Raw genomic sequence first — 21,977 nt, forward strand, 5'->3', positions numbered from 1 at the left:
AACAGGGAGCGCCGATCAACGGACGCTCCCTGCTGCAATGGGTTTCGATCAGACGCCGGTGAAGGTCGGCGGGATCAGACCAGTACCCGCGACCTTGCGCGCGTGCGCGTAGCGGGTGTGGGTGAAGGCGTAGTAGCCATAGACGACTAGCAGAACACCGAGACTCGCGGCCTTGGTGTGCTCAGCACGGATCAGCAGCGGCGCGGCCGGGTCCTCCCACAGGTGGAACTCGTTTTTGTCGCCGACGTAGATCTCGTCTTCGTTGGTGTTGACACCCAGGTTCGTGGCGATGTTGTTGTCCACGATCACCGGAGTGCCGTTGGGCAGAATGCCGCGGACGCCACTTCCGTACCGTTCGGCGTAGTTCGCACCGATCGTCTTCTCGATGATTCCGGGCTGGCTGATGATCGGCCACTTGGTGCTCATGGCGTTCTGCAGCCAGTACCAGCGTCGGGAGTGCATGACGGCGATGTTCTCGCCGGACGCCACGTCGAGCAGGGCACCCTCGACTCCGGCGAGAGCCTCGATTGTCTTGGGGTACAACTCTTCGACAGTCGGGGTCGCGTCGGTGTAGGTGACCGCGGTCGCGACGTTGGTCAACCCGACGCTGGCCAGGTTGAGGAGCTTGTTGTCCACGTTGGCGTGATACCGCTTGTAGAGGTCCTCGATGATCGTGTCGTCGATGTTGACGCCACGGTCCACGCCCTGCCGCGAGACGGTCTGCTGTCCTGCTGCCGTGCGGACGGGGAAGGTCAGCAGCGAGTCGTCGTAGTCGGTCTCGGACACGTTCGCGTTCTCCGCGGACTGGTCGTCGACGCTGGTTCCCGTTGTGCCACGGCCAAGGTTCACGGTCATGCCGGTCGGGGGCAGTTCGTGAGGACGGCACGCGTCTGCGAACGGCCGCCCTGCGGTGGCCATGGGCGCGAACAGGTCGACCAGATACTGCGGGACGACCAATCCCGCGAATGCGCCGGTGCCGACCGCGCGCTGCTCCTGTGCACCCGTGCCGACGGCCCGGTCCTGGGCACCGGTAACGGCGACCGAGCGCTCGACGGTCTCTTCCTCCATGTGGCGTGCCAGCCGTGCCTGCGCGCCGTACTCACCGAGGAATGCCGACGCCACATCGCGCGCAAAACGGACGCCGCGGGGATCGACATCGGGCCGGTAGGTCCTCTCCTCCGTACCGACTCGCGCCACCTGGTCGTAGGCCGGGCGAGGAGCGCCCGGGTTGACCTCCCGCGCCAGCCGGTCGGCGGCGTCGTCGCGAGCCAGCTCGGCCTCGAGGTCGGCGACTCGCACCTGCATCTGGTCCAGCTCGGCGTCCAGACCGTCCTTGGACCGGCGCAGTTCGGCGACCTTGTCCTGGTCGGGGTTGTCCTGTGCGCGCAGCTCGGCGAGCTGCACCGCGAAGCCGTTGCGCTCCGTCAGCTTGGTGGCCATCTGGCCCCGAAGCTGAGCGATGAGCTGGGCGAGCGTCATCGTGACGTCGTCCTTTCTCCCACGTTCAGCGGGAACTCGGGTAGGGGTGATGGCCCTGCGGACAGCAGGCGGTGACACCCGGACCGGGCCCGTGGCGCGGTGCGGGGTTCCTACGCGAAGCTGCAGGGAAGGCGCGCGTCAACGAATGACGCGCAGCCGCGTGTCCTCATCAGTGATCAGGGCACGCGGAGTCCTCGGTGGTGTCAGCCGGGCGTTCAGCTCGGCCAGTGCGGCGCGGGCCTGCTCGTCGCTCAGCGACCGAATCAGCTCGACCGGATCGGCGGCGCGCAGACCGGCGCCAGCGGTATGCGGGTTGGCGCCGTAGCCGACGATCGCGACGTCGCCGCGATGGATGTCCACGTCGTTGATGTGGTACTCCATCCAGTCCGGCGACCATTGACCGGCGGTGATCCGGAACTTGAACGACATCTCGTCGATGTCCCGGCGCCGGAGCTTCGGAACGATGTACTGCACGTCGTGGTCGTCGGGATCAAGGTCGGCCTCGACGAGCAGCCCGGTGTCGTCCTCGGCCAGCTGGAGCGTGCCGTTGGTCGTCCGGGCGATTCGCCGCAAGTCCTGGTGCTGCAGGACAAGCGGGACGTCAAGATCGGACCTCGCGAGGGACGTCGAGAACGCGCCCGGCGAGACCAGCTCGGTGTACGGGCCGAACATGTCCCACATCTCGTATCCAGCGTCAGTCACGCTGGCATACCCGCGGAACTGCAGGCCCGTGCTACCCGCCTCGCGGATCTCCAAGTCCCGCACCCGCACGCTCACCCGCGCTGGCGCGTTGTCGTCCTCAGCGCAGCGTCGCCGAGACGGCCGATCAGCGGGCGCGCGGTAACCGCGGGCACCGTCGACGCGGGCCTCACCGGCCCGAGCCGTCGCCGCTGTCCGGAGTTCCTCTTCGTTCACGACGTCGCTCCTGTCGCTGCGATGGTCGGAGTTGTCTTTGGCGCGCCGAAAAGCCGATCGAACTCGCTGAGTTGCTCGTCGGTGAACGGCTGGCGGTTCTGCAGCGCCCGCGCTTCGGACGGTGCGAGCATCCGGTCCCTGATCTGCTGGCCGAGCATCTTCGCGCGGGTTTCCGGATCCATCCGCATGATGGCGTCGCTGTTGAGCTTCACGAACCGTGGTTTCGGCAGCAGGTCGCTCAACGCGGTTTCGCGCCGGAACACCGCCGGACCGAGATTCATGATCAGCAGCTGCAGGTTGCGCTGGCTGATCGACGCATAGGTGACTGACTGGCCGGACACGGCCGCGTCGATCAGGTCAGCCGGGCAGCCGAAGAACCGCGCGATGTCCGGGATTCCATGCTCCTGCGTGTTGATCCACATGGCATCGCTCTGGATCGCCTGCAGCGGCTTGTACTCCCAGTCGCTACCGTGCACGAAGACATCACCCGGGCCGACCGTGGCCTTGAACCTCGACTTGATGTCCTCGGATTCCTTCGGTGTGATGGTCTTCGCGGTGTTCTTCAGCTCGGCCGCCGGTATGGCCCCGCCACCGAACCAGTCCAACGCGAACTGTTGCGCCGAAAGGTATTGCTGGATCGTGTACGCGGCGTAGGACGTCGGCGACAAACCGATCGGCAACCCCGCGAGGGTGAACTGCTTCTCGTGCCAGACCTCGTGCGGCAGATAGGTTTTGCCGCGGAACCGGTAGGTCTCGATCTCGCCGTCGCGGATCTGCACGGAGGTGTATGCCAGGTCCTGCAGCTCGACACGTGCTGGCAGGCCGAGACCATCCCGCGCGGTGATCAGCCCGAACACGTTGCCAGCTCGGTCGAGGTCGACTTGGCTGGAATACATCCACTCATGAACCTTGACTCGCGCTCCGCCAGGGCTGATCAGCACGGGCGGTTTGGTCACCTCGATCTGGATGTCGCCGAGCATCCGATAGGCATCGATCGGCATGGTCGAGATCAGGTCGGCACGCAGCCGCAGACAGGCCCAGACGGCACTGTGCCGCATCGCGGTGTCGTTGGTGACCCGAACTTTGCCCGCCTTGCCTGATGGCATCCTCTGCGGAATCAGATCGGTCACCGGTGGCACTGAGCGGGAGAAGAGGCTCACCGATCACCCCCACGCATCCGGTTGCGCCACCAGGCCGGAGCCATCTGTGGCCGAACAAGCCACGTCGCGACACGGACACCCGCCAGCACGACGCAGCCCGCCGGTGCCGCGGCGGCCCACCCGATCAGCGGGAACAATGCGGCCCCGATGCCGAACGCGATGAGCGCCAGGCCCACGACGTCCAGCAGGGTGGTGATGCTGTCCGGCTTCACGAGCACACCCCCTCTCAGCCGATCGAGTCGAGTACGTCGTAGTCGTCCTCGACGGCCAGATGTTGAAACCGTTCCCAAGCGGCCAAACCCAGTGCGCCGCCGTACATCGGGCTGATGTCTGCGCTCGATACCTTGCGCCCGAATGCAATCGCGCCGTCGCCGAGCGACCGTGTCCGGGCGCCGACGATGGCGTCGGCCATCACCTTTTGTCCCAAGTGGACTAGGCTGCCGGTCTTCACGCGAGTGCTGAATCCGCCACATGCCGCACCGATCTCATGCAGGCTGGGAATCCACAGGTTGCCGCGCTGGAACTTGTCCATGGGGGCCCGCACGATTCCGGCCTTGCTCAGAGGGGTGATCAGCTCACCTGCGCGGGACTTCTCGTCCAGCACCCACGCGACCGGCCGTAGCGTCTCGGCCAACTCCGCGGCGAAGGCCGGAACCCACGTGTTGCCAGGGCCGTGCTTGAGTACCACCGCCAGCGGTAGCCCGTCCGGGCCCTCGCCGACGGCGACTACCGCCGAATATGTCGCCATCGGGGTCGTGTCGATGGCGATGGCGAGCCCTGCGCCTGCAACGGCCTTGTCGTTGGCCAGCAGCTCCCATTCGCTGAGCGTCGGTACGTTCGGGTCTTCGTCAACCTCGTCGTCTTCGCGCACCTGATTCATGTACGCGCGGTCGAAGTCGGCCAGCAGCGACGGGGTGCTTGCCTTGTCCAGCTCGGTTTTGACCGTCGGGATAGTGATCGTGTGGCGCCACTCCGGTGAACACCTGCACACCGGATCCGGGCAGAGCGCGGGCATGCACGCCAGCCACACGGCCGGATCGGTGCGATCGGACCCAATCGGAGCTGACCAATCAAAGTAGGCAATGCGGGTCGGCTCGCCCGACGTGGTCAGTTCGCGTCCTGTCTTGACGGCCGCGTTCATTGGTACGGATCGCGATGTCCCCATCGTGGAAAACCAGTACTGCTGAGCCATCAGCACGGTGATCATGGCCGGTGACCATGCCGCGCTGATCCGGTCGTCCACCTGCGCGAAAAACTCGTCCTTCACGCCAAGGTCAAGTGTCGGGCCATGTCCAGACTGCTCGGTGCTGGCGTGCAACCCATGGATAGAGCCGGTTTTGCGCCAGATGATCGCTTCGCGACCGTTGGCCTTCCGTACTCGCGCGCGGTGGCTGGGCAACAGCTTCTCGCCCTCGCCTGGGGCGAACCCAGCTGCGGCGAGGATCGGAAGCTGGCCGTCTTCCCATTTCTGCCGAGCTGCTGTGCCGTTCTGTGCCGCGTACAGGATCTGCTGACGCTTCCATGCCATGCCGCGGTGGCAACACAACGCGAGGATGCCCGTAGTTTTGCCGTGCTGACGCGGCACAGTGACGCCAACATCGCGATACACGAACAGCCCCGTGTATGGGTCGATCTCCAAGGCGGTATCAAAGACGTAGCGCTGCCACGGCATGAACGGCGCGCCCAGCGCCGCGGAGATCTTCGCGACCTTGGGGCCGTAGGTCTTGTTGTTGAAGTTCCGCAGGGTGGCGAACCGCGGGGGGCATGTCAGGCCGTAGTGCGCGTAAATCGCCGCGCGGTCACGCTCACTCGGGCTCATCAAGGCCGTCGAGATCGTCGTCCTCGTCCGGCGCCTCGTCTGCTGGGCGGCTGGCCACGATTTGCTCGAGCGTCGCCCGTAGCTCCTTCGTCAGTCGCGGCAGTTGCCGTCCGTCGCCGCGCGCACTATCGACTGCGGCAGCCAGCACGTAGGCCGTCTCGGCGAGTGATGGGTCCATACCGGACAGTTCCGGCAATGCCGCGATGTCCGCACGCACACGTTGCTGCAGCGAGTCGTCCTGACTGGCGCAACGGACACAATCGGCCGCCTGGTCGCCGCCAGTGAAGACGGCCGCCTGGTCGCCGAGCACCGCCAGCGGCGTCATGCCCATGACAGCGGAGATGAACACCAGCTCGTCCAGCGTGATCTCGCGTCGTCGGCCACCGGCCGAGCGCCGACCGGACTCCAGCGCGCCAAGCACCGTTGCGCTGAAGTCCGATGGCGCGCCGAGCTCCCACGCACGCTCGGCGAATTCCGCGCGGGACAGCCCTTCCCGCCTGCGGAAACTCTTGATCGCATCACTGACCACACCGGTAATCACGGTGATCCGATCAGTTGTCACAGTGATCACCTCCGGCGTTTTCCCGCCTCCCGGGGAGAAAAAAGTGGGAAGGGGTTTCACGGGGTCTACCAGCCGCAGGCCACTAAAAACCGCAGGTCGCTGCCATGATCACGAACGTGATCATGGCAGCCGGACCGGCCAGTCATGGGATGTCCACGATGACAAAGCGAACGGTCGGTTGCCCTGCGCCGAGTTGCACCGGAAATGGGCAGGCCGCGCCCGTTCGAGATCAAGCAGCGAGCCACCCAGCGACAACGGATCTAGGTGGTGCACGGTGAATGACGCGGGATCGTTGGGTGGTAGATCCAGGTTGATCACCACGGACGGGAACTTGCACGCATCCCCGAAGCAGCACAGCGGCCCGTAGGTCTCCAGCACTAGCCTGCGGAACCTGCGCCACGGCCGACCGGATCGCCTGGCCTGCTGCGCCTTCACGGCCATGGCGACCCTCCGAACGCGGTGAACCCCCGCACACGAGGTGTGATGCGGGGGTTCACCGATACGTCAACCAAGCTTGACAGAAGGTAGCGTCCGAAATCGATCAACGCAAGTCATGCGTTCCGCTCGGCGCGTCGGCCTACATCACGAAGTCCGCGCGAGTGACGTAGAACCCGGACCTGCAGATGACCATCCAGATCGCGAGGCGTTGCGCTTCGAGGTACGTATCGGCGAGCACCTCGACGCGGCTACGTGCAGCCTCAGTCACCCCGAGCCGGAGCCAATCGTGGGTCGTGTAGTACACGTCCCATTCCCACGAGCGGGGTTGCGGGTCGGTCAGGATCGCCACACCACTCGTCGAATCGTGCATCTCAGTCGGCCGCGGCGGGTCGCCGGCCGGTTGGCAGCCGCTTCGCCTTGGGCCACGGCTTGCCGCCGTTGTGCTCGTTGGCGAGCCGTTGCGCATGTGCGAGCACCGCATCGGCGATGAACGTGCGCATCGAGTAACTCGCGTCCACCTTCTGCATGCCCGCAACCGCGTTCCGTGCCGTTTCTCGCACGTCCGGTGGCACGTGGGTTTGGAACAGCACTGGCACGTCGGTCATACTTGCGTCCTCCTTTGGGAGGCACGGGAGCGGGCAGCTAAGCCCTGCCCGCTCCCTGCTATCCGACTTAGCCTTCCTCGTCGCGGATCTCTGCCTGTACCGCCTTCACCATGTCATCGATCAGTCTGATGATGGTCATGGGCGACGCGCCGAGCTGGAACAACTCGACCGTCAGTCCCATCGGAAGTACCGCCTCGCTGTAGCCGAGCGCGAAAAGCGCTCGGTCCACGGCCGCCAACCACAGCACCAGTTGAGGGTTACCGTTGCCGAACTCGTCGGCAATCGCCTCACAGCGCTTGCGGAAGACCTCCGGCGCCTGATCGAACCACGCTACGAGTAGCGCGAGTGCCTCAGGCGGCAAAGTATCCAGCCACGTATATGACCGGTCTTCGTCGGACACTATGTGCCTCCACTCTGTAATTGTCTTGCCCGGTGATCCGGACAAGAAAGATATTACATAGCTTTCTGGTGAAGATCAAGCCCTTGAGGTGCAAAAGATCCCCCTGTTTTTGACAGCTGATCTCGGCCGCAGTCGGTCAGCGGGTTGTGGCGCTAGCGGGTTTGGACAGTGGTTTTTGGGCCCCAGCGGTGTCTGATGTGGACACGGCCACGATGGTGTGATGGAGCGGTGATCACCCGTTTGTGCGCTCGCAGGGCCGCTGGGTCAGAACTGGCGGTGGCCGTGTCGGTCCCAGGTATATCCCGCGCTGCTGAGAGCCGCGCGCAGGAAATCGGCATGGCCACTGGCGCGGCTGGCGGCTTCCATGGCATCGACCTGACCGCGAACGCGTTCGGGCCGGTCGTCCGGGGTGTTGATCACGCGGTCGGTCTCGGCGGCCGGGTATTTCCATGTGTCGCCGCAGCCGTGGGGACAGGGCAGTTGCATCTCACGCAGGATCATGCCGCCGACGTCGTTCGGGACGGGTTGGGTCCAACGCAGTACGCCCTTGTCTTGACACGCAGGGCACTGAACGGGCGGCGGGGCCGAATCGGCCATGGCGAGCGTTGGCTTCTTTCCGGTCGAAGGCGGGGCCCGGAACCGAAGCAGACCGGGCGTTCGTTGTTTTAACCGTAGACAGCAATCCTTCAACGTGGTAATCCCCGACGCTGGTAATCACCCAATCGGGCAGTCGCCACAGGCAAGCGCGTCACGCAACGCAGTGGAAACCCGCAGCTCCGGCCGCGTCAGCCTCGCCCGCTCCAGCCCTGAAAGCAGAAGGGCCGGCTGCTCACGGAACCCGCACCTGTCAGGGACACAGGGGCCGTGAACACCCGGCCCGCAGAAGCTCGACGGCTCCGGACGGCACGCCACCACCGCAAGATTCACTCATCCAGAGCTGGGGCAAAACACCTGTCCGCTCGCACCACCTACCCCACAAACGGGGCTCCACTCACACGCGCCAGGGCCAAAATTCCGTTGTCCGACTGGGGCCCAAACTCATTGCCCCAAACATCCCCCACTTTGCAGCGAGGGATCTCTCCACAGGCGACGGTCTACTTGAGTGTGTCCAGCGGCAGGGACTCCAGCCAGTCCGCAACCTCGCCCGGTTCGCTACGTGAGTAGCCGGTCTGCTGGTTGGTCATCGTGACTTCGCCATCGCGTTCGACGCGTTCAACGTGGCTGGGCACGTCATTCTCTCCGTTCGTGGGCTGTTCGGTTCGAGGATCCATGGTTGTGCTCCCTACTCGCTGTCCGCCGATCGGCGTTCCGCTTCTGCGATCAAGGCGACGAGCCGCAGTCGTATGTGCTCACGGCCAGCGTGGTCGTGCGGGTGCTCCTGTGCCCAGCCTCGCCGGGGCCCGTGCGCGTACATGTAACCCTGGTGGCTGACGTCGACCACTCGGTGAAACTCCATCGGCGCGGCGAGCAGCCTCGCGCGGCCCTTGTCCGAGACGCACGTCATGGTCTCGCCGGTCGCCGTATTCAGGATGTCGTACATCCGGCTGGCCTCCCTTCCCTCCCGGCGGTACTTGGTGGATAGCACGTTGACCACCTCCGCCGCCAGGTGGAGCGTGGCCCGGTCATCATGACGCCTCCCGGGATGTCCGGCGGTACTTGGTGGTGAGCACGTCAACGACCTCGGATACGCGGTACAGCGCGACCTGGTCGTCGTCGTCGCGTATCGGCCGCACCTGGTGGCCGTGCTCGTCGGGTGTCGCTGACTCGTCGTGCACGTAGGCGGTGAGTCGGCCGCGCGCGCGGTAGTTGCGGAGCATGGACTGTGTCAGGTGGTGAGCACGTCGGGTGACGGCCGCGATCACCAGGTTGGACGGCAGATACTGGTGGTCGACGGCTGCAGTCAGGTACTCGCGGCGTTCGTGCACGTTCCAGGCCGAGTCGCATCCGCGGCACCGGATCGCGGTTTGGCCCTGACGTGCGAACAAGTCGACCTCGCACAGTTCGCCGTTCTCCAGTTCGGCCGAACAGATCCCTAGGTACAGCCGGTCGTCCGGACGGTCGATCACGCGCAATACATCGGCGTACGCGTCGAGGAGGTCGGCGTGCAGCTCGTCGGCGGCCGGATGCGTCTTGACCCAGTTCTGGTGTCGCAGGACCCAGCGTGCCAGCCCTGCGGACGTGTGGTCGACGTGGCCGAGTTCGGCGACCTTCTCGACCCATGAGCCGCCGCAGTCCGGCGTGGTGTGCCGCTTGTCGCCTGACAGCCAGCGAGCATCGCAGGTATCGCAGTCCTGCCATCGGATGGCGTGGGTCTCCCACAAGTCGCGTACCCAGGTGCTGAGCGCGTTGCGTAGCCGGTCGGCCGCGCGCACCACGTGCGGCCGGACCGGCATGGGAGAGCTTGAACTATGGGAGATCCGACCCGTGGGAGCGCCGCGGATCTTGTCCCGGCCAGCGCCGGTCAGCTCGAGGTCCTCGAGGATGTCGTCAGTACGGGCGAGCTGGCGCTGTAGTCGGCTCCAGCAGGCCGAGCACATCGGGGTGTCGCTCGGCCGCCCGCATGATGGGATGACGCACTTGCTCATGGCGCTGCCAGCAGGTCGACGAGTCCGCCCGTCGTTCGGCCGGATCGCGGTCGCTCGGTCTGCTGCTGGGTGAGGTCAGTTGTCAAGGTCTGTCCTTCGCGGCTTGTGCTCGGGTGAGCCGACTGGCGTGGTCCATGTGTCGCAGTGGTTCGCCGACGCGGTTGACGCACGGCTTGCCGGTGGGCTGTTGACATCCGAAGGGAGGCGCCGGGCAGTCGACCGTCTGCGCGGCCGCTCGCAACGACTCGCGCTGTTCGAGGCCTTCGAGTACCCATTCCTCTTCGCGTTTGGTTCGTCTGGTCACGGGTCATCCATGGGGGCTGGAGAGGCTGGATGTCGGGAGCGCTGGTGGTAGATGTCCGGGGCTTCCGATGGACGTGGGGGCAGTGGCCTGTCCTGTTGGGATGGAAGGGAACCATGGGATAGCGGCTGCCCGACCCGAGCCGGACCCTCCGCAGGCTCCGCCGTGCGGTGATCGTGATCGGTGTTGTCCGTGTCGGGCCGCACGGCGGCCGCGCCGATGTTGCTGTGGTTGGCGTCGGAATCATGATCGTTGTCCATGATCGAATCAGCAGCCGGTTTCTGATCATGTTGTTGATCTGACGCTGGTTCGTCGATGATCGGTTGCTGATCTGCCGGGTCGAACAACATCAGGCCGCGCGCCTGCCACGCTGCGCGCTCGTCCTCGGTAGGCGCGGGCAGTAGGACCATGTCGGCCTCGTCCGGCGTTCGGTGCCCCTTGGACTCGTTGCACCGTCCGCACGCGACAACCAGGCCCTCACCGTCCGGTGTAGCGGCCTGGTCGGGGTCGACGTGGTCGAACTGCAGGAACTTCCGGCGGTCCTTGGCGCGACCGGCCTTCGGCGAGAGCGGACCGGATCGGCAGTAGCGGCAGCAGCCGCCGTCCCGGTCGTGCACCAGGGCTTTGAGCCGGGCGTCCCGAAGGTTCGCCTTCTTCGCGCGGTCCAGCTTGTACTCGGCCTTGCTGGGGTTGCGTTTGAGGAATCGGTGGATCCTGAAGTCGTAGCCCTCAATCCAGCTCTCGCCAAGACATTCGCACTCGTCGCCGCGCTGGTGCACGCGTGGCGGCCTGCCGAGCACCGGCGTGGTCAGCAGGGTGAGGACCTTGCGGGTGCGGCACTCGCGCAGCGCGACCTGCTGCGTGAGGTATCCGTCGGTCATCGTGTGCGATGCCCGGGACATCAGGCGTTGATGAGCGGCCTGCAGAGCGTCGATCACGGCGGTCTTGCCACCAGCCAGCACTTCCCAGATCGGCTCGTCTGCGAACGTGTCGCTGGTGAGGAAATAGGGCACGATGTCACCCCTTGCCTGACAGGCCGACGGTCTTCACGAAGTGCACGGCGTCGTGCATCACGAAGACCAGCGAGATCCGGCGGTCGCCATGGACCACCCTGCCAACGTTCGTATGGCAGTGGATGTATCGGCCCGCCGCTTCGGTGCGCAGGCCCGCGTACTTCGCGACCTCGACGTGCTGGCCGAATTCGGGAGCACCGCGATGCTTCGCGTCGGCCAGCCAATGCGCAGGGCCGCGGCTTCCGTAGTGCCAGTAACCCCGCACGGCGGCCCGAACCAGCTCGGGCACCCATTCGGGCCACCGCCAGTCGTCCCAAGTGGTCGGGACTGGCTCGTTGGTCACGCATGCGTCCTTTCTGGACGGTCAATCGTGAATGTGGGTCGGCGGCCGGTGCCCCGGGGAAGTGGGCACCGACCGCCTGGCTTATGAATCTGTGGGTTCAGGTCACGACGTGGCTCGTTTCGCGCGGGCCGAGCGCGGCGAGCTGGCGCGCAGCCGGTCAAGCTCGTCGCGTGCGCCGGATTGCGCGGCGCGCAACCATTCCAGCCAGCTCTGCAGTGCGTGGCGTTGTTCTCGGCGCACGTCGTCTGAGCTGTCCCGGGCTGTCTGCATTGCTATTGCCTTGCCCAGCGCGAGTAGTTGCGCGTGAGCCCGCTCGGCTTGCTGGCGCACGAACGGACTCGGCGACTCGCCGACCGCGGTTCGCAACTGCGCCAGCGGCAAGCCGTCCCTGATGACTTGACCATTGCTCGTCGTCACAAGGCCATGCCGACGCATCACGCTGGTCACCTCTGTGAGCGACCACGGGCCGCTGGCGAGGATCTCGTCGATGCCCATACCCGAGCTGATCGTCGCCAGGATGGCGAGCTCATGCTCACCGGCCGGTCCAACCAATGGCCTGATCCCGGCTGACGTCTTCGCGCGGTTGGCCATCATGCCGGACACTGGCAGGCCTCTCCGCGTTCCTCTTCCAACGCCCCAATGGGGTCCTCGCAGAGTTCGAGTTCGAGCTGGAAAGTCTCCAGCTCGGTCCGGTCGATCCACCGCGGCTCCAAATGCTGAACGCGGGACCGTTTCGTAATCACGGCGCAGGCGATGATCACGCCGAGCGCCGTCAGGGCGACGAGTGCGCCGACGATCACGGTTGCCCTCCCGTGTCGTGGTTCGGCAGTCCTGCGCGCTGCAGCTCGCCTCGCAGGGTTGCGCACGGTCGGCACAAGTCCTCTCCGGACTCGTAGTGCCGAATGATGGCGTGGTTGGTTCCATGCACGTCGTCGACGACGCCGGGCGCGGACAGGCCATGCTCCGGATCGAATGCAGCATGGTCGGCGACGAGTGACGTCATCAGTTCGCGCCAGCGGTTTAGCGATTCCTCGGCGACCCACCCGGTTCGAACCGACGGCCGCCCTGGGTGCGCTTTCTCGCCAGTAGTGAACGTCGACAGCAACCGGCGCGCCAGATCCAGCGCGAGTTTGGTGACGCGGCGTTGGCCGTAGAAGTCCAGCGGCGCGCCGGTTTCAGGACATGGTGGTGTCCAGCCGAGTTCGGCCAGCGCGTCGCGCGTGCCCTTGTGCAGCTGGACGTGACACCGCTGTCCGTCGATTGTCACCTGCGGTATCGGCATGGACAGCACGATGTGCGGGACACTGTGCACGTCGGCGTGCACCTCGACGGCGCTCACGGCACGCGCGATGTCGACGCCATCAACAAGCACGGCGCCCGGATTCGGAAAGGTGCTCAGGTCAAGGTGGACCGATCGCACCTGTGCATCACCAGATTGGACAGGATCGCCCTGCGGCGCGGTGGATTGGTCGCTGACGGCAGGCTCGGTCGCGTCGTGCACCGCGATTTCGCGACCGATCAGCAGTTCGTCGAGCGGACCCAGCCTGCACTCAAACCGGCCCGCTTTCGTGTCTGGGCCAACAATCTGCTCGGCGCGCTGATGCACCAGGCACTGACGTTCGTCGAGCGGACAGGCTGGCGGGTGCTCAAGCTTCCACAAGCCGCTCAAGTCGATGTCGATCACGTGGTAGTCAGCCATCGGCCGCGTCTCCCTTGGGTGCCCGTGCCGTGCCGATGTGCACACCGGTGGCGGACCTGAGGTTTACGACGTTCTTGGGTGGCAGGTTGGCCGGATAGACCTCGCTGGTAGGGCCTTCGCCGAGTCGGGGTGAACGCTCGTCCGGCCACAGCACGGGCCTTATCAGGCCGCGGTACTTATGCCCGATCTGCACCAGTGTCGGCAGCCTGTGGTGGTAGTTGAAGGTCTGCAGCTCGCACTTGAGGGCCTTGGCGATCGTTACGAACGGCGCAATGTCAGCCGGGGTGTAGTCCGTGCGTGGCGATCGCGCGACGACTGAGCCTTGCTCGGTCTCGACCCGGGGTGTGACGTGCTCGTCGGTGAGCAGCGACCAGAGCTCACGTGGATAGTCCGCGGTATCGCCAGCGGTGAACTCGATTTGCAGGCCGTCGCCGAACATGTCCGGGTCTTCGCGAACGATGATGTGGCCGCCGGTCAGCTCGATCTCGACCGAGTGGTCCTTGTTGTCCTTCAACCGGGGGCGATAGGACGCGAGAACCGCGTCCACATCCTCGATGGACCACAGCATCGGCTGTGACAACTGCCCGAAGGTCACCACGTTCGTGTGACCGGCCACGCGGCCGGTGCTCGACGTGCCGACGAGAAGGTCACTCTTGCCGGGTTCGCCGCCGGTCGGGTAGCCGCGTGCAGTGTGCAACAGGATGCCGGTTCCGGCGGTGTAGGCGAGGGTGCCGAGCAACTCGACCAGGTGCTTGGTTTCGATCCTGAGCGTCATCGCGGTTCCTCGGATGTCAGCGGCTCGTCGACCAGGCGCACGGCCTCCGGCACGAAGTAGCCGAGCCGGCCGTCGTCGATACGAACCGCGATGGTGCGGAGGTCGCGGTGTACGCGGCCGAACCGCTCGCCGATCTGCACGCGTGCACCAGCGGGGAATTCAGGCATCGCCGCTCACCCGCGTCTCGACATGTGCCGTGTCTTCAGGATCGGTGCTCATTTGCTCGTCAGTCACGGGCAAACTCCGTTGCGGACTGGAAGTCAACGAGCGCGGCCATGGTGTTGCGGGCGCCGGTAAGGGTGTCCGACATCAGCACGGTCGGGCTCGCGCCGTGCAGGTCGACCAGGCCGAGCGTGTTGCGGACCGCGTGCACGAACGCCGCGAGCTCGTCGCGTTGGCGTTCGGCCGCCTTAAGCCTGCCTGCCAGGTCGACTGACTGCGACGTCGCCCGGACGCACTTCTTACGGGACGCCATCAGCTGACGCAGGAACCTCTTGGAGCGCTTGCGCTCGTTGGCGAGCTCCGGTGCCCAGTACTCATCAACGGCCGCTAAGGCGTTGTCTCGCGTCGTACGAACGTCGTTGAGCGGCAAGGTCTTCTGGTTCGTCATGTCGTTGTCCAGTTCCGTGCACGGCCGGACAGGGCACCAGAACCCGTCCGGCGGAGTCGTCAATTGCCATTCGCCCGCGCGTCGCCACCCGGACGCATGGGCCTTGCTTTCCGCCGTCCGGCGGGTGACGCCGGACCAGATCAGCTCGGTGTGCCCGTCGACACGAACCTCGGCGCACTTGTTCGCCAGATCGACCACCAACGTCCTCGTCCGTCCGGTCACCGGTCGGCCGTCCACAGCCAGGCCAGCCGACCGACGGCCCCGAGAAGCGCGGCTGACAACACCGCGAGAGCCGCGAGATCGTGACCATCACGAACCAGCACCAGCACGCCGAGCACCACGTCGACGGCGACCAGCACTGCCAGCCCGACGCGCCACCGCCTCGCACACCAACCGATCAGCCTGGACAGCGCCACCATCGGCAACTGCAACCGCGGCCGCGCGTGCCGCAGGTAGGCGTGCCGGATCGGCATCGCCGCTGCAGTGACGAGAGCCATCTCCGGCGGGACCTGGTTCGCCTGCGCGAACGACAGGATCACCGCCGCCGAACCGGCGAGGATCAACGTCACACAGAAGTGGTCTCGGAGCCGCCACTCATCGCGCGGCGCCCTGGGCGGCCGTCTCATGCCATGCCCCGCTCAATCGCACGCCGGTCCAGCCACAACCGGCTACGCAGGTACTCGGCGGTGCCGGTGGTGCATCCCTTGGTCACCGGCATTTCGAACCGTTCGTTCGACAACAGCCACCAGCCCTCATGCGGGCAGTCGGTGGGCTTTTCGTTGACCCACTTAGGAATTCGGCATGTCTCCGGTGCCGTCAGGCGGACAGCGTCCGGGTGCCGCTCGCACAACTGCTCGTCGGGCAGGGCTCGCAACGCGTCGATCCGAGCCATTCTCGCCAGGTCGCTCGCTTTCTGAAACGCGCCAGCGGCCTTGTTGACGCTGTTGATCGCGATGGTGACTTTCTTCGGCTCAGCCACTCGACTCACCGCCGTGAACTTCGGCCAGCCCTTCCCCGCAGCCCGCGGCCCGTGCTCGCTCCAACAGCGACACAATCACCGCCACCGTCGGAATGTCCCAATCGGACAGCCACGTCACGATTCGCTCGTCATAGGCCCCCAATTCGACACCACGCAACGCGTCCCGAATCATGACCTCGCGCTGTGCACGGTTCGCCGGGACATACCTCTCGTAAGGCGGCCACACCGCGTTCGGGGAGCGGTCAATACGGCCGAACGTCCGCTCAGCCACGGAACTCGCCCCCGTCACGGCGCCGGTCGCCCGCGTGCTGCTGCTGCCCGACGTGCCAGTCGGAGACCAGTCGCATCTCGTCGACAGTTGCGTCGAGTCCTACCAGTGGTGGAATCGGCCCGAGTTCCTCAGTGGCCTTGCGGTCCGCATACGTCGCCGCGTCCTCGTCTCGCGCGCCGTACTCCTTGCTCTGCGCAAAGTGCTGATCACGCCTCACCTGCCACTTGCGCCGAACACCTGCAGCCTCGTACCGATGAAGCGCGGCACGAAAACCGTCCCGACTCACCATGATGGGGTCGTCACCTACCGGAGCCACGGACCAGCCGAAGGCCTCGATGAGGGCTGACGACTCGCCGAATACACGGGCGTTCAACACCACATCGAAGCGGCCCAACGTGAACCGCATCCGAACGTGCAGATAGGTCTCAACCTGGACCTCAACGTCCAAGTCGAATCGATCTGCCCAGACGAGGAGGGACTGCAGCTCGGTGATTCCGTCCATAATGGACCCGCCTTCGCGCTCCATCTCGACGTCGACGGCACTGTCGTGTGACCATCGCACCCGACCCCACGTCGGTAGGTCTTCGTATTGGGAGACCAGCTCGCCCAACTCGGCCAGCGTCACGCCAACAGCCTTGTTGCTCATCGCTTCCCTGCCTTTCCAAGCGCGGCGAGCTGACGTTTGAGCTCTGTCTGCTGACCTTTGGTGAACGGCCCGCGCGGGCCGATGCTGTTCGGGAGGGCTGCAGCCGCTACACGCAACTCGCCCCTCGTGGGAGGACAGATACGGTTGGTTCTAGCCATGGAGCTGACTCCTCCTTGGTCAAAGGCGGTCCGGTGTTGGCGCACCGGACCGCCGCCTTTTTGTTTGGGTCACCGGGAGCGCCGATGTCTCATGCCGCTTCCGACTTGGTGAAAACCCGTGTCTTGGTTGCCCTTGGCAGTAGCTGATGCAGCCGTTCCAGCTCTCCAAAGGCGGGAGCCTGCGCGGTGGCGACGATCCGAGCGATGAACTGCGCCCGAGTCTCGCCAGGGGCGACAACGAGGCGCCGGATGTTCATCACGCCGCGACTTCGTCAAGCAGGTCGTCGATCGAGGTGCACTTGAGCGCCTCGGCGAGCACCAGGAGCAAGGCCGCGCTTGGCATGTGCTCGCCCCGTTCGATCCGTCCGATGTTCGTGAAGTGGACGCTGTGACCCAGTTCGGCGCAGCGAGCAGCGACCTTGTCGAGACTGAGCCCGAGCCTCTGCCGCTTTTCGCGGGCCTTCGCCCCGCTGAACGGGAGGCTGAGGTGAGGGGTTGGTGCCATGTCGATCAACGTAGCGGTCTGTAGCGCTACACACAAGTACACATCGCTACGAATCGCGTCACCAAATGGTCGCGTAGCGCTTCAATGCGCTAAAGTTCGCTAGACATCGCCAGCAAGCGAGAGGCATAGGAGCCATGTCGGGGGACGCGGACAGGGAACGGCTCGCCGAACTCATGGATGAGTCACGCGCTGAACAGGGCTTAATCTGGGAGCAGGTAGCAGCACGGGGGAAGATCTCGATCGCACTGCTGCGCCGAATACGCAAAGGCGGCAGCCTCACCGAAGACAGCAAGATCGCCATCGAACGCGGGCTGGACTGGACACGAGGCAGCGTCAACGAAGTGCTCGCCGGGGGCACCTATTCCTACGGATTCGTAGAACCAGTAAAGGCTCGACAACCTCTCGACCCGCTCACCAGCTCACCCCAAGAGATTGCCGAGTTCCTCGCCGAAGTTCGCGCGAAACAAGGCCGCGCCGCCTTCGAGGAGCTGTTCCAGCTGACGCTAGAGATCAACGAGGAAGCTCACGACCGGACGCCGAACGTCAAGCAAACGGACGCGTCCGACAAGCAATGATTACATGCAGTAATCCCCTGTAGGCCAAACGTGTGAAGATCCCACGTTATGGTTAACGCACCCCGGATGAAGATCGACTTTAGATTCGCACGGTGCCTTAGGGGAGGTATTAGGTTGGATGTTCCTTGCACGGGAAGTTCTGTTCGGAATTTCGCTGGCCTTGACGGCTCTTGTCGGTAATTATGCCGTCATCTACGTGTTCACCATGCACACTCCGACGGCTTTTGGCGGATTCGCCTTCGTCACGCTTCTAGTCGGAACCGGCGTGTCATGGGTGGCGTACATCGGCACCAGATGGGCAGAGCGTCGATCGGACCGGAACCGCATCAGCGAATACCGAGACGCGATCGACGCAGCGCGACACCACTTGTCGACTGTCGAAGAGTCGAGCTCCGACCGACACAGGTACCGCGACTAAGCGGCCGGAGCCTGGTGCAGAACCACGCGGCTCTCGACGGGCCACCGCTTGCCAGGACCGGGTGACTTCAATACCCGCAACTGTCCGGCCCGCTCGGGAGTCAACACCACTTGCACAATCGCCCGACGTCTAACTGGATCGTCAATCTGTTCCCACCGCTCGCGCACATCTACTCCAGGCTCGATTAACCCTCGCAGCACTGGAGGTGTTTCCAGACGGCGAATCTCCTTCTCGCAGGTCTCAATCTCGTTCACGAGATCCGGTTCGAGCGACTCAAAGGCAGCGAGAGTGATCCGCCTTGCTTTACGCGACTGAATGAGATCTCGATGTTCCTGGCGAAGAACGTCAAGCTTTTCTCGAAGGGATTCCAATTCTTGCCCTCCCTCGCCGTCCAGCCGCACCAAGTCTTCATACACTTTCGGAGACGACAAATAGGCAAGCACAACCTCAATCGTAAACTTTTCAAGATCGTCTTTGTTAATCGTTACACACCCCTTATTTTTGCAGCGATAGATTGGCGCCCTCCCTTCACCGTCCTCGTTGCGTATTCCCCCGGCCGTCCCCTTGCCCGGCCTAACTACGTTTTTCATTGCCTTAGAGGGCCGCTTTCCAGAAACCACCATTGGCCCTACGCACTCGTCGCAGAGCGTGAACATGGTTTGCAGATGCCGCGATCCGCCTGGTCGCACCTTCTGGCGAGAGGGGTCATCGAGAATCGTTTGCGCTGCGAAGAAGAGTTTCCTCCCCTTCTTACCCTTCAGGATTGGCGGCCAGTCCCCTTTGGTTATCCGAACCTCGTCGCGGTGATACCACCAACGTCCTTGTTTTCCGGGAAGGTGCACCCGTTCAGCGATGTAGGTCCTATTGCGAAGAACCTCAACCAACTGCGCATGGGTGAACGGTTTACCAACGCCATTTACAATACCCCGCCGAGCCCAGAGCTTTTCGATCCCACTGATCGCCTCACCGCGAACGACTCGACCAAACAGCTCGTTCACAAGCTTGGCTATTTCGGGAATGACAACGCGCCCAATAAGCTTTCCGGTTTCCTCGTCGTGGCGTCGCGTGTACCCCCACGACAGGCGGCCTGCGGCCTTCCCTTCGGCCGCCCGACTCGCCACGTCGCGCATCAGGCGCTCGCTGGTCTTGTGCGATTCGATCTCAGCGTCGATGGCCTCTTCCAGGAGTGTACGGCGGTCTCGGGCGATCCGAGGGTCGTACATGCGGCGGTGCGTATGGATCCAAACCAACAGGCCTTGCTCTTCCAGCAGCTCGATCATGTGCGCCCACTCCTTGACCTTCCTGCTGCCGCGACTCAACTCCCACAGCGCCAGGCCGCCAGCTCCAAACTGACCAGTCTCCAGGTCCTTTACCAGGCGATCGAAATCTTTGCGGGCCTTCTTCGCGTACTTGCTTGCGCTGCCGACCTCGCGGTACGGCTCCGGGTGGAGGCGGAAGCGATCCCGTTGACCGTCCGCCACCAACACCTCGTGCTGTTGGTCCAGCGACGCTTCGCGTCCGGAGCGGTCATTGGATACGCGCAGGAACTCGCGGAGACACAGCAAATCGTCAAGTTCAAGCAGGTCAGCGGCCATAGCGCTGGAAGGTACCACTACCGCGTGTTTTCCGAAGGCAAACCGGTGGGAACGCCAGACGCAGGCGCGTTCTGGCGCGTGATCAGCGAGTACGGAGTGAAGGCGCTTTTCACGGCACCAACGGCATTCCGCGCGATCAAGCGAGTCGACCCGGACGCGAAACTACTGGGACAGTACGACTTGGCCGACTTCCAAACGTTGTTCCTCGCAGGTGAGCGCCTGGACCCGGAGACATACCACTGGGCAACGGAAAAGCTGGGCGTGCCGGTGATCGACCACTGGTGGCAAACGGAAACCGGCTGGCCAATCTGCGCGAACCTGCGCGGCCTTGAGCCGATGCCGATCAAGCCAGGATCCCCAACAGTGCCAGTGCCCGGCTACGACGTACAAATCCTAGACCAGTCAGGAAACCAGCTGCCCGCGGGGCAAGAAGGCGCGATCGCCATCAAACTCCCGTTGCCGCCAGGCACTTTGCCAACCTTGTGGGAAGACGACGAACGGTACGTCAGCTCGTATCTGTCCACGTACGACGGCTACTACCTCACAGGCGACGGCGGATTCATCGACGAGGACGGCTATGTCTACGTCATGGGCCGCACTGATGACGTGATCAACGTTGCGGGGCACCGGTTGTCCACGGGTGCGATGGAGGCGGTGCTCGCGGCTCACCCGGCGGTGGCCGAGTGCGCGGTGATCGGTGTGCATGATTCGCTGAAAGGCCAGCTGCCACGGGGTTTCGTGGTGTTGAAGGCTGGTGTCGAGGTGCAGGAGGATGTTCTGCGCGACGAACTGATCGCCGCGGTGCGCAGGGACATCGGGCCGGTCGCGGCATTCCGGGACGTGTCGATCGTGGCCGGCCTGCCGAACCCGCTCAGGCAAGATCCTGCGCAAGACAATGCGCGGAATCGCCGACGGCAGAACCGAACCGGTGCCATCGACCATCGAAGACCCAGCAGTCCTCGACGCCCTCCGCCCAATCCTGCACCCCTAATCCAAGGTCAGAGCTCGTGAGTGGTTATGCGTGTTAGAACACGCATAACCACTCACGAGCTCTGACCTGGGGATCAGGCTACCGTCAACGGGATCTGCTTGGGATCCGGCTTCTCCGACCACTCGGCCGTGCTCGAAGCCGGAAATTCCGGGGCGATCGTCAGAGTCCCGCCACTGAAAGGCTCAGGAACCGAGAAAAGCAGCCCCGACGACGAAGCCCGTGGCGAAATCTTCGTGCCTGTGGACAACGTCAGCGACACGCTGCGCGCCAGGTCAACCTTCAGGTCAGGATCATCAGTGCTGATCTTGGCATCGGGCAAGCGCAGCCACACCTGCTTGGTCGCCGCGGCGCCCACCCCAGCCAAGTTAGCAGCCAGCTCCGACCGGGTCCCCAGGTCAAGGGTCACGCCAAGCGGCCCGGAAGTCCGTTGCCCCTGATAAGCCCCCTGACCGGAGTACTTCCCATCGTCCCAGCGGACCGCGCCCGCCCCAGGCTTCGGAGCGGCGTCCGAGGAAGGTCCAGCAGAAGAAGGCGCAGCAGAAGTAGCCCCTAGCCCGCTGCGAATACTCAGCTGATAAGGCTTGTCATCGGTAATCTCCAAAGTCGCGTCGCCACCGATCGGGACACTCACGATTAGCGCGCTCCCGCGTTCCAAAGCCTGGGGCAAACGTTTGCGCACACCCGAGACCACCACCTCGGCGACCAAAGGAGCCTCGGGAGGTGGCGCAAACGTGTCATCGCCCTGCAACCGATAGAGCACGAGGAACTCGTGCCCAGCGGCCGCACGCGCTGGCCCGCCCTCCAAGCCGCCGCTGGTTTCGTCCATGTCGGGCCGCACGGCCAAAGCACCGAACTGGTACGAGAAGTGCGGGCCGCTGAAGGTCAAGGAAATCGGCCGCGCACCTGCGGGAACGCCCTGTGACCACGTGAAGACGTCCACGAAGTCCGCGGGTTTCGAAGGCAGATCAACCGGCCCTGGCGATACCGCTGGGCGGGCACCGCATCCGGCCAGCAGCAGCATGACGAGACCCCAAAGGCACGCGCGCAACACGCGCAACAGCGTCGCACTTTCGCCGCGCGCAAGACAATCGGCCGTTGTGAGGGGTGGGTGAGTGGTCTATACCTAAATTTGTCG

33 protein-coding genes and 1 pseudogene are annotated in these 21,977 nt (G+C 64.5%); 3 read left to right on the forward strand and 31 right to left on the reverse strand.

Annotated elements, in window-relative coordinates; genetic code table 11:
* Window positions 1–48 precede the first annotated feature (48 nt).
* The 29 genes from LWC34_RS38860 to LWC34_RS39000 all read right to left on the reverse strand — a co-directional run bounded on the left by LWC34_RS38860 (window position 49) and on the right by LWC34_RS39000 (window position 17,263).
* Window positions 49–1,479, reverse strand: coding sequence for a phage major capsid protein (locus LWC34_RS38860; RefSeq protein ID WP_233730206.1), 1,431 nt, complete (start codon window positions 1,477–1,479; stop codon window positions 49–51).
* Between the two features lie 138 nt (window positions 1,480–1,617).
* Window positions 1,618–2,394 (reverse strand): HK97 family phage prohead protease, encoded by a 777-nt coding sequence (locus LWC34_RS38865; protein WP_233730207.1) that lies wholly within the window; start codon window positions 2,392–2,394, stop codon window positions 1,618–1,620.
* Window positions 2,391–3,524, reverse strand: a complete 1,134-nt coding sequence (locus LWC34_RS38870; RefSeq protein ID WP_233730208.1) for a phage portal protein — start codon at window positions 3,522–3,524, stop codon at window positions 2,391–2,393. The genes LWC34_RS38865 and LWC34_RS38870 overlap by 4 nt, the downstream gene beginning before the upstream one ends.
* Before the next feature lie 26 nt (window positions 3,525–3,550).
* Window positions 3,551–3,766, reverse strand: coding sequence for a hypothetical protein (locus tag LWC34_RS38875; protein ID WP_233730209.1), 216 nt, complete (start codon window positions 3,764–3,766; stop codon window positions 3,551–3,553).
* 14 nt (window positions 3,767–3,780) lie between these two features.
* Entirely contained in the window at window positions 3,781–5,373 is a 1,593-nt protein-coding gene (locus LWC34_RS38880) for a terminase large subunit domain-containing protein (RefSeq protein ID WP_233730210.1), read from the reverse strand.
* Window positions 5,360–5,935 carry a hypothetical protein gene (locus LWC34_RS38885; protein ID WP_233730211.1) on the reverse strand — a complete coding sequence of 192 codons (576 nt, stop codon included), beginning with the start codon at window positions 5,933–5,935 and terminating at the stop codon, window positions 5,360–5,362. The genes LWC34_RS38880 and LWC34_RS38885 overlap by 14 nt, the downstream gene beginning before the upstream one ends.
* Before the next feature lie 120 nt (window positions 5,936–6,055).
* Complete coding sequence (locus tag LWC34_RS38890) at window positions 6,056–6,376, reverse strand: hypothetical protein (RefSeq protein ID WP_233730212.1); 321 nt, start codon at window positions 6,374–6,376, stop codon at window positions 6,056–6,058.
* Window positions 6,377–6,512: 136 nt separating this feature from the next.
* On the reverse strand, window positions 6,513–6,743 hold the full coding sequence (locus tag LWC34_RS38895; RefSeq protein ID WP_233730213.1) for a hypothetical protein: 231 nt from the start codon (window positions 6,741–6,743) through the stop codon (window positions 6,513–6,515).
* Window position 6,744: 1 nt separating this feature from the next.
* Entirely contained in the window at window positions 6,745–6,978 is a 234-nt protein-coding gene (locus LWC34_RS38900; RefSeq protein ID WP_233730214.1) for a ParB family protein, read from the reverse strand.
* Window positions 6,979–7,045: 67 nt separating this feature from the next.
* Window positions 7,046–7,378, reverse strand: coding sequence for a hypothetical protein (locus tag LWC34_RS38905; protein ID WP_233730215.1), 333 nt, complete (start codon window positions 7,376–7,378; stop codon window positions 7,046–7,048).
* Between the two features lie 264 nt (window positions 7,379–7,642).
* Window positions 7,643–7,879, reverse strand: coding sequence for a hypothetical protein (locus LWC34_RS38910; RefSeq protein WP_233730216.1), 237 nt, complete (start codon window positions 7,877–7,879; stop codon window positions 7,643–7,645).
* A 593-nt stretch (window positions 7,880–8,472) separates the two neighbouring features.
* Window positions 8,473–8,649: a hypothetical protein gene (locus LWC34_RS38915; protein WP_233730217.1), complete on the reverse strand. Its 177-nt coding sequence runs from the start codon at window positions 8,647–8,649 to the stop codon at window positions 8,473–8,475.
* Between the two features lie 11 nt (window positions 8,650–8,660).
* The gene (locus tag LWC34_RS38920; RefSeq protein WP_233730218.1) at window positions 8,661–8,963 is read right to left on the reverse strand and encodes a hypothetical protein; all 303 of its coding nucleotides are present in this window, start codon (window positions 8,961–8,963) and stop codon (window positions 8,661–8,663) included.
* 40 nt (window positions 8,964–9,003) lie between these two features.
* Window positions 9,004–9,963, reverse strand: coding sequence for a hypothetical protein (locus tag LWC34_RS38925; protein ID WP_233730219.1), 960 nt, complete (start codon window positions 9,961–9,963; stop codon window positions 9,004–9,006).
* An 82-nt stretch (window positions 9,964–10,045) separates the two neighbouring features.
* Window positions 10,046–10,267, reverse strand: a complete 222-nt coding sequence (locus LWC34_RS38930; protein ID WP_233730220.1) for a zinc finger domain-containing protein — start codon at window positions 10,265–10,267, stop codon at window positions 10,046–10,048.
* The gene (locus LWC34_RS38935; protein WP_233730221.1) at window positions 10,264–11,277 is read right to left on the reverse strand and encodes an HNH endonuclease; all 1,014 of its coding nucleotides are present in this window, start codon (window positions 11,275–11,277) and stop codon (window positions 10,264–10,266) included. Before LWC34_RS38935 ends, LWC34_RS38930 begins: the two co-directional genes overlap by 4 nt.
* 4 nt (window positions 11,278–11,281) lie before the next feature.
* Entirely contained in the window at window positions 11,282–11,620 is a 339-nt protein-coding gene (locus LWC34_RS38940; RefSeq protein WP_233730222.1) for a hypothetical protein, read from the reverse strand.
* A gap of 102 nt (window positions 11,621–11,722) precedes the next feature.
* The gene (locus LWC34_RS38945; RefSeq protein WP_233730223.1) at window positions 11,723–12,223 is read right to left on the reverse strand and encodes a hypothetical protein; all 501 of its coding nucleotides are present in this window, start codon (window positions 12,221–12,223) and stop codon (window positions 11,723–11,725) included.
* Entirely contained in the window at window positions 12,211–12,420 is a 210-nt protein-coding gene (locus LWC34_RS38950) for a hypothetical protein (protein WP_233730224.1), read from the reverse strand. Before LWC34_RS38950 ends, LWC34_RS38945 begins: the two co-directional genes overlap by 13 nt.
* Window positions 12,417–13,319, reverse strand: a complete 903-nt coding sequence (locus LWC34_RS38955; protein ID WP_233730225.1) for a hypothetical protein — start codon at window positions 13,317–13,319, stop codon at window positions 12,417–12,419. Before LWC34_RS38955 ends, LWC34_RS38950 begins: the two co-directional genes overlap by 4 nt.
* Entirely contained in the window at window positions 13,312–14,094 is a 783-nt protein-coding gene (locus LWC34_RS38960; RefSeq protein WP_233730226.1) for a hypothetical protein, read from the reverse strand. Before LWC34_RS38960 ends, LWC34_RS38955 begins: the two co-directional genes overlap by 8 nt.
* A complete protein-coding gene (locus tag LWC34_RS38965; RefSeq protein ID WP_233730227.1) occupies window positions 14,091–14,261 on the reverse strand; it encodes a hypothetical protein in 171 nt (56 codons plus the stop codon). The genes LWC34_RS38960 and LWC34_RS38965 overlap by 4 nt, the downstream gene beginning before the upstream one ends.
* Before the next feature lie 59 nt (window positions 14,262–14,320).
* Window positions 14,321–14,926: a hypothetical protein gene (locus LWC34_RS38970; RefSeq protein WP_233730228.1), complete on the reverse strand. Its 606-nt coding sequence runs from the start codon at window positions 14,924–14,926 to the stop codon at window positions 14,321–14,323.
* Window positions 14,923–15,273: a hypothetical protein gene (locus LWC34_RS38975; protein WP_233730229.1), complete on the reverse strand. Its 351-nt coding sequence runs from the start codon at window positions 15,271–15,273 to the stop codon at window positions 14,923–14,925. Before LWC34_RS38975 ends, LWC34_RS38970 begins: the two co-directional genes overlap by 4 nt.
* Window positions 15,274–15,326: 53 nt before the next feature.
* On the reverse strand, window positions 15,327–15,683 hold the full coding sequence (locus LWC34_RS38980) for a hypothetical protein (RefSeq protein ID WP_233730230.1): 357 nt from the start codon (window positions 15,681–15,683) through the stop codon (window positions 15,327–15,329).
* Entirely contained in the window at window positions 15,676–15,954 is a 279-nt protein-coding gene (locus LWC34_RS38985) for a hypothetical protein (RefSeq protein ID WP_233730231.1), read from the reverse strand. The genes LWC34_RS38980 and LWC34_RS38985 overlap by 8 nt, the downstream gene beginning before the upstream one ends.
* Window positions 15,947–16,600: a hypothetical protein gene (locus LWC34_RS38990; RefSeq protein ID WP_233730232.1), complete on the reverse strand. Its 654-nt coding sequence runs from the start codon at window positions 16,598–16,600 to the stop codon at window positions 15,947–15,949. The genes LWC34_RS38985 and LWC34_RS38990 overlap by 8 nt, the downstream gene beginning before the upstream one ends.
* Before the next feature lie 247 nt (window positions 16,601–16,847).
* A complete protein-coding gene (locus tag LWC34_RS38995) occupies window positions 16,848–17,015 on the reverse strand; it encodes a hypothetical protein (RefSeq protein ID WP_233730233.1) in 168 nt (55 codons plus the stop codon).
* Window positions 17,015–17,263, reverse strand: coding sequence for a helix-turn-helix domain-containing protein (locus tag LWC34_RS39000; RefSeq protein ID WP_233730234.1), 249 nt, complete (start codon window positions 17,261–17,263; stop codon window positions 17,015–17,017). Before LWC34_RS39000 ends, LWC34_RS38995 begins: the two co-directional genes overlap by 1 nt.
* Window positions 17,264–17,397: 134 nt before the next feature.
* Between LWC34_RS39000 and LWC34_RS39005 the strand changes: the two genes are divergently transcribed.
* Together LWC34_RS39005 and LWC34_RS39010 are read left to right on the forward strand one after the other, a co-directional pair.
* Window positions 17,398–17,838, forward strand: a complete 441-nt coding sequence (locus LWC34_RS39005; RefSeq protein ID WP_233730235.1) for a hypothetical protein — start codon at window positions 17,398–17,400, stop codon at window positions 17,836–17,838.
* 118 nt (window positions 17,839–17,956) lie between these two features.
* Complete coding sequence (locus tag LWC34_RS39010; protein WP_233730236.1) at window positions 17,957–18,256, forward strand: hypothetical protein; 300 nt, start codon at window positions 17,957–17,959, stop codon at window positions 18,254–18,256.
* Here LWC34_RS39010 and LWC34_RS39015 read toward each other — a convergent pair.
* Entirely contained in the window at window positions 18,253–19,851 is a 1,599-nt protein-coding gene (locus LWC34_RS39015) for a recombinase family protein (RefSeq protein ID WP_233730237.1), read from the reverse strand. The genes LWC34_RS39010 and LWC34_RS39015 overlap by 4 nt on opposite strands.
* Window positions 19,852–19,875: 24 nt before the next feature.
* Between LWC34_RS39015 and LWC34_RS39020 the strand changes: the two are divergent.
* Window positions 19,876–20,842, forward strand: a pseudogene (locus tag LWC34_RS39020) (AMP-binding enzyme); the annotation flags it as partial.
* Window positions 20,843–20,915: 73 nt separating this feature from the next.
* Here LWC34_RS39020 and LWC34_RS39025 read toward each other — a convergent pair.
* Window positions 20,916–21,893, reverse strand: coding sequence for a hypothetical protein (locus LWC34_RS39025; RefSeq protein ID WP_233730238.1), 978 nt, complete (start codon window positions 21,891–21,893; stop codon window positions 20,916–20,918).
* Window positions 21,894–21,977: the final 84 nt, after the last annotated feature.

The sequence above is a fragment of the Kibdelosporangium philippinense genome (genome assembly GCF_021390435.2).
GTDB classification, from domain to species: domain Bacteria; phylum Actinomycetota; class Actinomycetes; order Mycobacteriales; family Pseudonocardiaceae; genus Kibdelosporangium; species Kibdelosporangium philippinense.

What these genes read in the sequence shown, in the direction of transcription:
- LWC34_RS38900 (WP_233730214.1), bottom strand. Translation starts at nt 6,978, where the DNA reads ATGACCGACGTGCCAGTGCTGTTCCAAACCCACGTGCCACCGGACGTG.
- LWC34_RS38880 (WP_233730210.1), bottom strand. Translation starts at nt 5,373, where the DNA reads ATGAGCCCGAGTGAGCGTGACCGCGCGGCGATTTACGCGCACTACGGC.
- LWC34_RS38890 (WP_233730212.1), bottom strand. Translation starts at nt 6,376, where the DNA reads ATGGCCGTGAAGGCGCAGCAGGCCAGGCGATCCGGTCGGCCGTGGCGC.
- LWC34_RS39010 (WP_233730236.1), top strand. Translation starts at nt 17,957, where the DNA reads ATGTTCCTTGCACGGGAAGTTCTGTTCGGAATTTCGCTGGCCTTGACG.
- LWC34_RS38990 (WP_233730232.1), bottom strand. Translation starts at nt 16,600, where the DNA reads ATGAGCAACAAGGCTGTTGGCGTGACGCTGGCCGAGTTGGGCGAGCTG.
- LWC34_RS38955 (WP_233730225.1), bottom strand. Translation starts at nt 13,319, where the DNA reads ATGGCTGACTACCACGTGATCGACATCGACTTGAGCGGCTTGTGGAAG.
- LWC34_RS39015 (WP_233730237.1), bottom strand. Translation starts at nt 19,851, where the DNA reads ATGGCCGCTGACCTGCTTGAACTTGACGATTTGCTGTGTCTCCGCGAG.
- LWC34_RS38965 (WP_233730227.1), bottom strand. Translation starts at nt 14,261, where the DNA reads ATGCCTGAATTCCCCGCTGGTGCACGCGTGCAGATCGGCGAGCGGTTC.
- LWC34_RS38960 (WP_233730226.1), bottom strand. Translation starts at nt 14,094, where the DNA reads ATGACGCTCAGGATCGAAACCAAGCACCTGGTCGAGTTGCTCGGCACC.
- LWC34_RS39000 (WP_233730234.1), bottom strand. Translation starts at nt 17,263, where the DNA reads ATGGCACCAACCCCTCACCTCAGCCTCCCGTTCAGCGGGGCGAAGGCC.
- LWC34_RS39005 (WP_233730235.1), top strand. Translation starts at nt 17,398, where the DNA reads ATGTCGGGGGACGCGGACAGGGAACGGCTCGCCGAACTCATGGATGAG.
- LWC34_RS38895 (WP_233730213.1), bottom strand. Translation starts at nt 6,743, where the DNA reads ATGCACGATTCGACGAGTGGTGTGGCGATCCTGACCGACCCGCAACCC.
- LWC34_RS38995 (WP_233730233.1), bottom strand. Translation starts at nt 17,015, where the DNA reads ATGAACATCCGGCGCCTCGTTGTCGCCCCTGGCGAGACTCGGGCGCAG.
- LWC34_RS38860 (WP_233730206.1), bottom strand. Translation starts at nt 1,479, where the DNA reads ATGACGCTCGCCCAGCTCATCGCTCAGCTTCGGGGCCAGATGGCCACC.
- LWC34_RS38915 (WP_233730217.1), bottom strand. Translation starts at nt 8,649, where the DNA reads ATGGATCCTCGAACCGAACAGCCCACGAACGGAGAGAATGACGTGCCC.
- LWC34_RS38910 (WP_233730216.1), bottom strand. Translation starts at nt 7,879, where the DNA reads ATGATCCTGCGTGAGATGCAACTGCCCTGTCCCCACGGCTGCGGCGAC.
- LWC34_RS38925 (WP_233730219.1), bottom strand. Translation starts at nt 9,963, where the DNA reads ATGAGCAAGTGCGTCATCCCATCATGCGGGCGGCCGAGCGACACCCCG.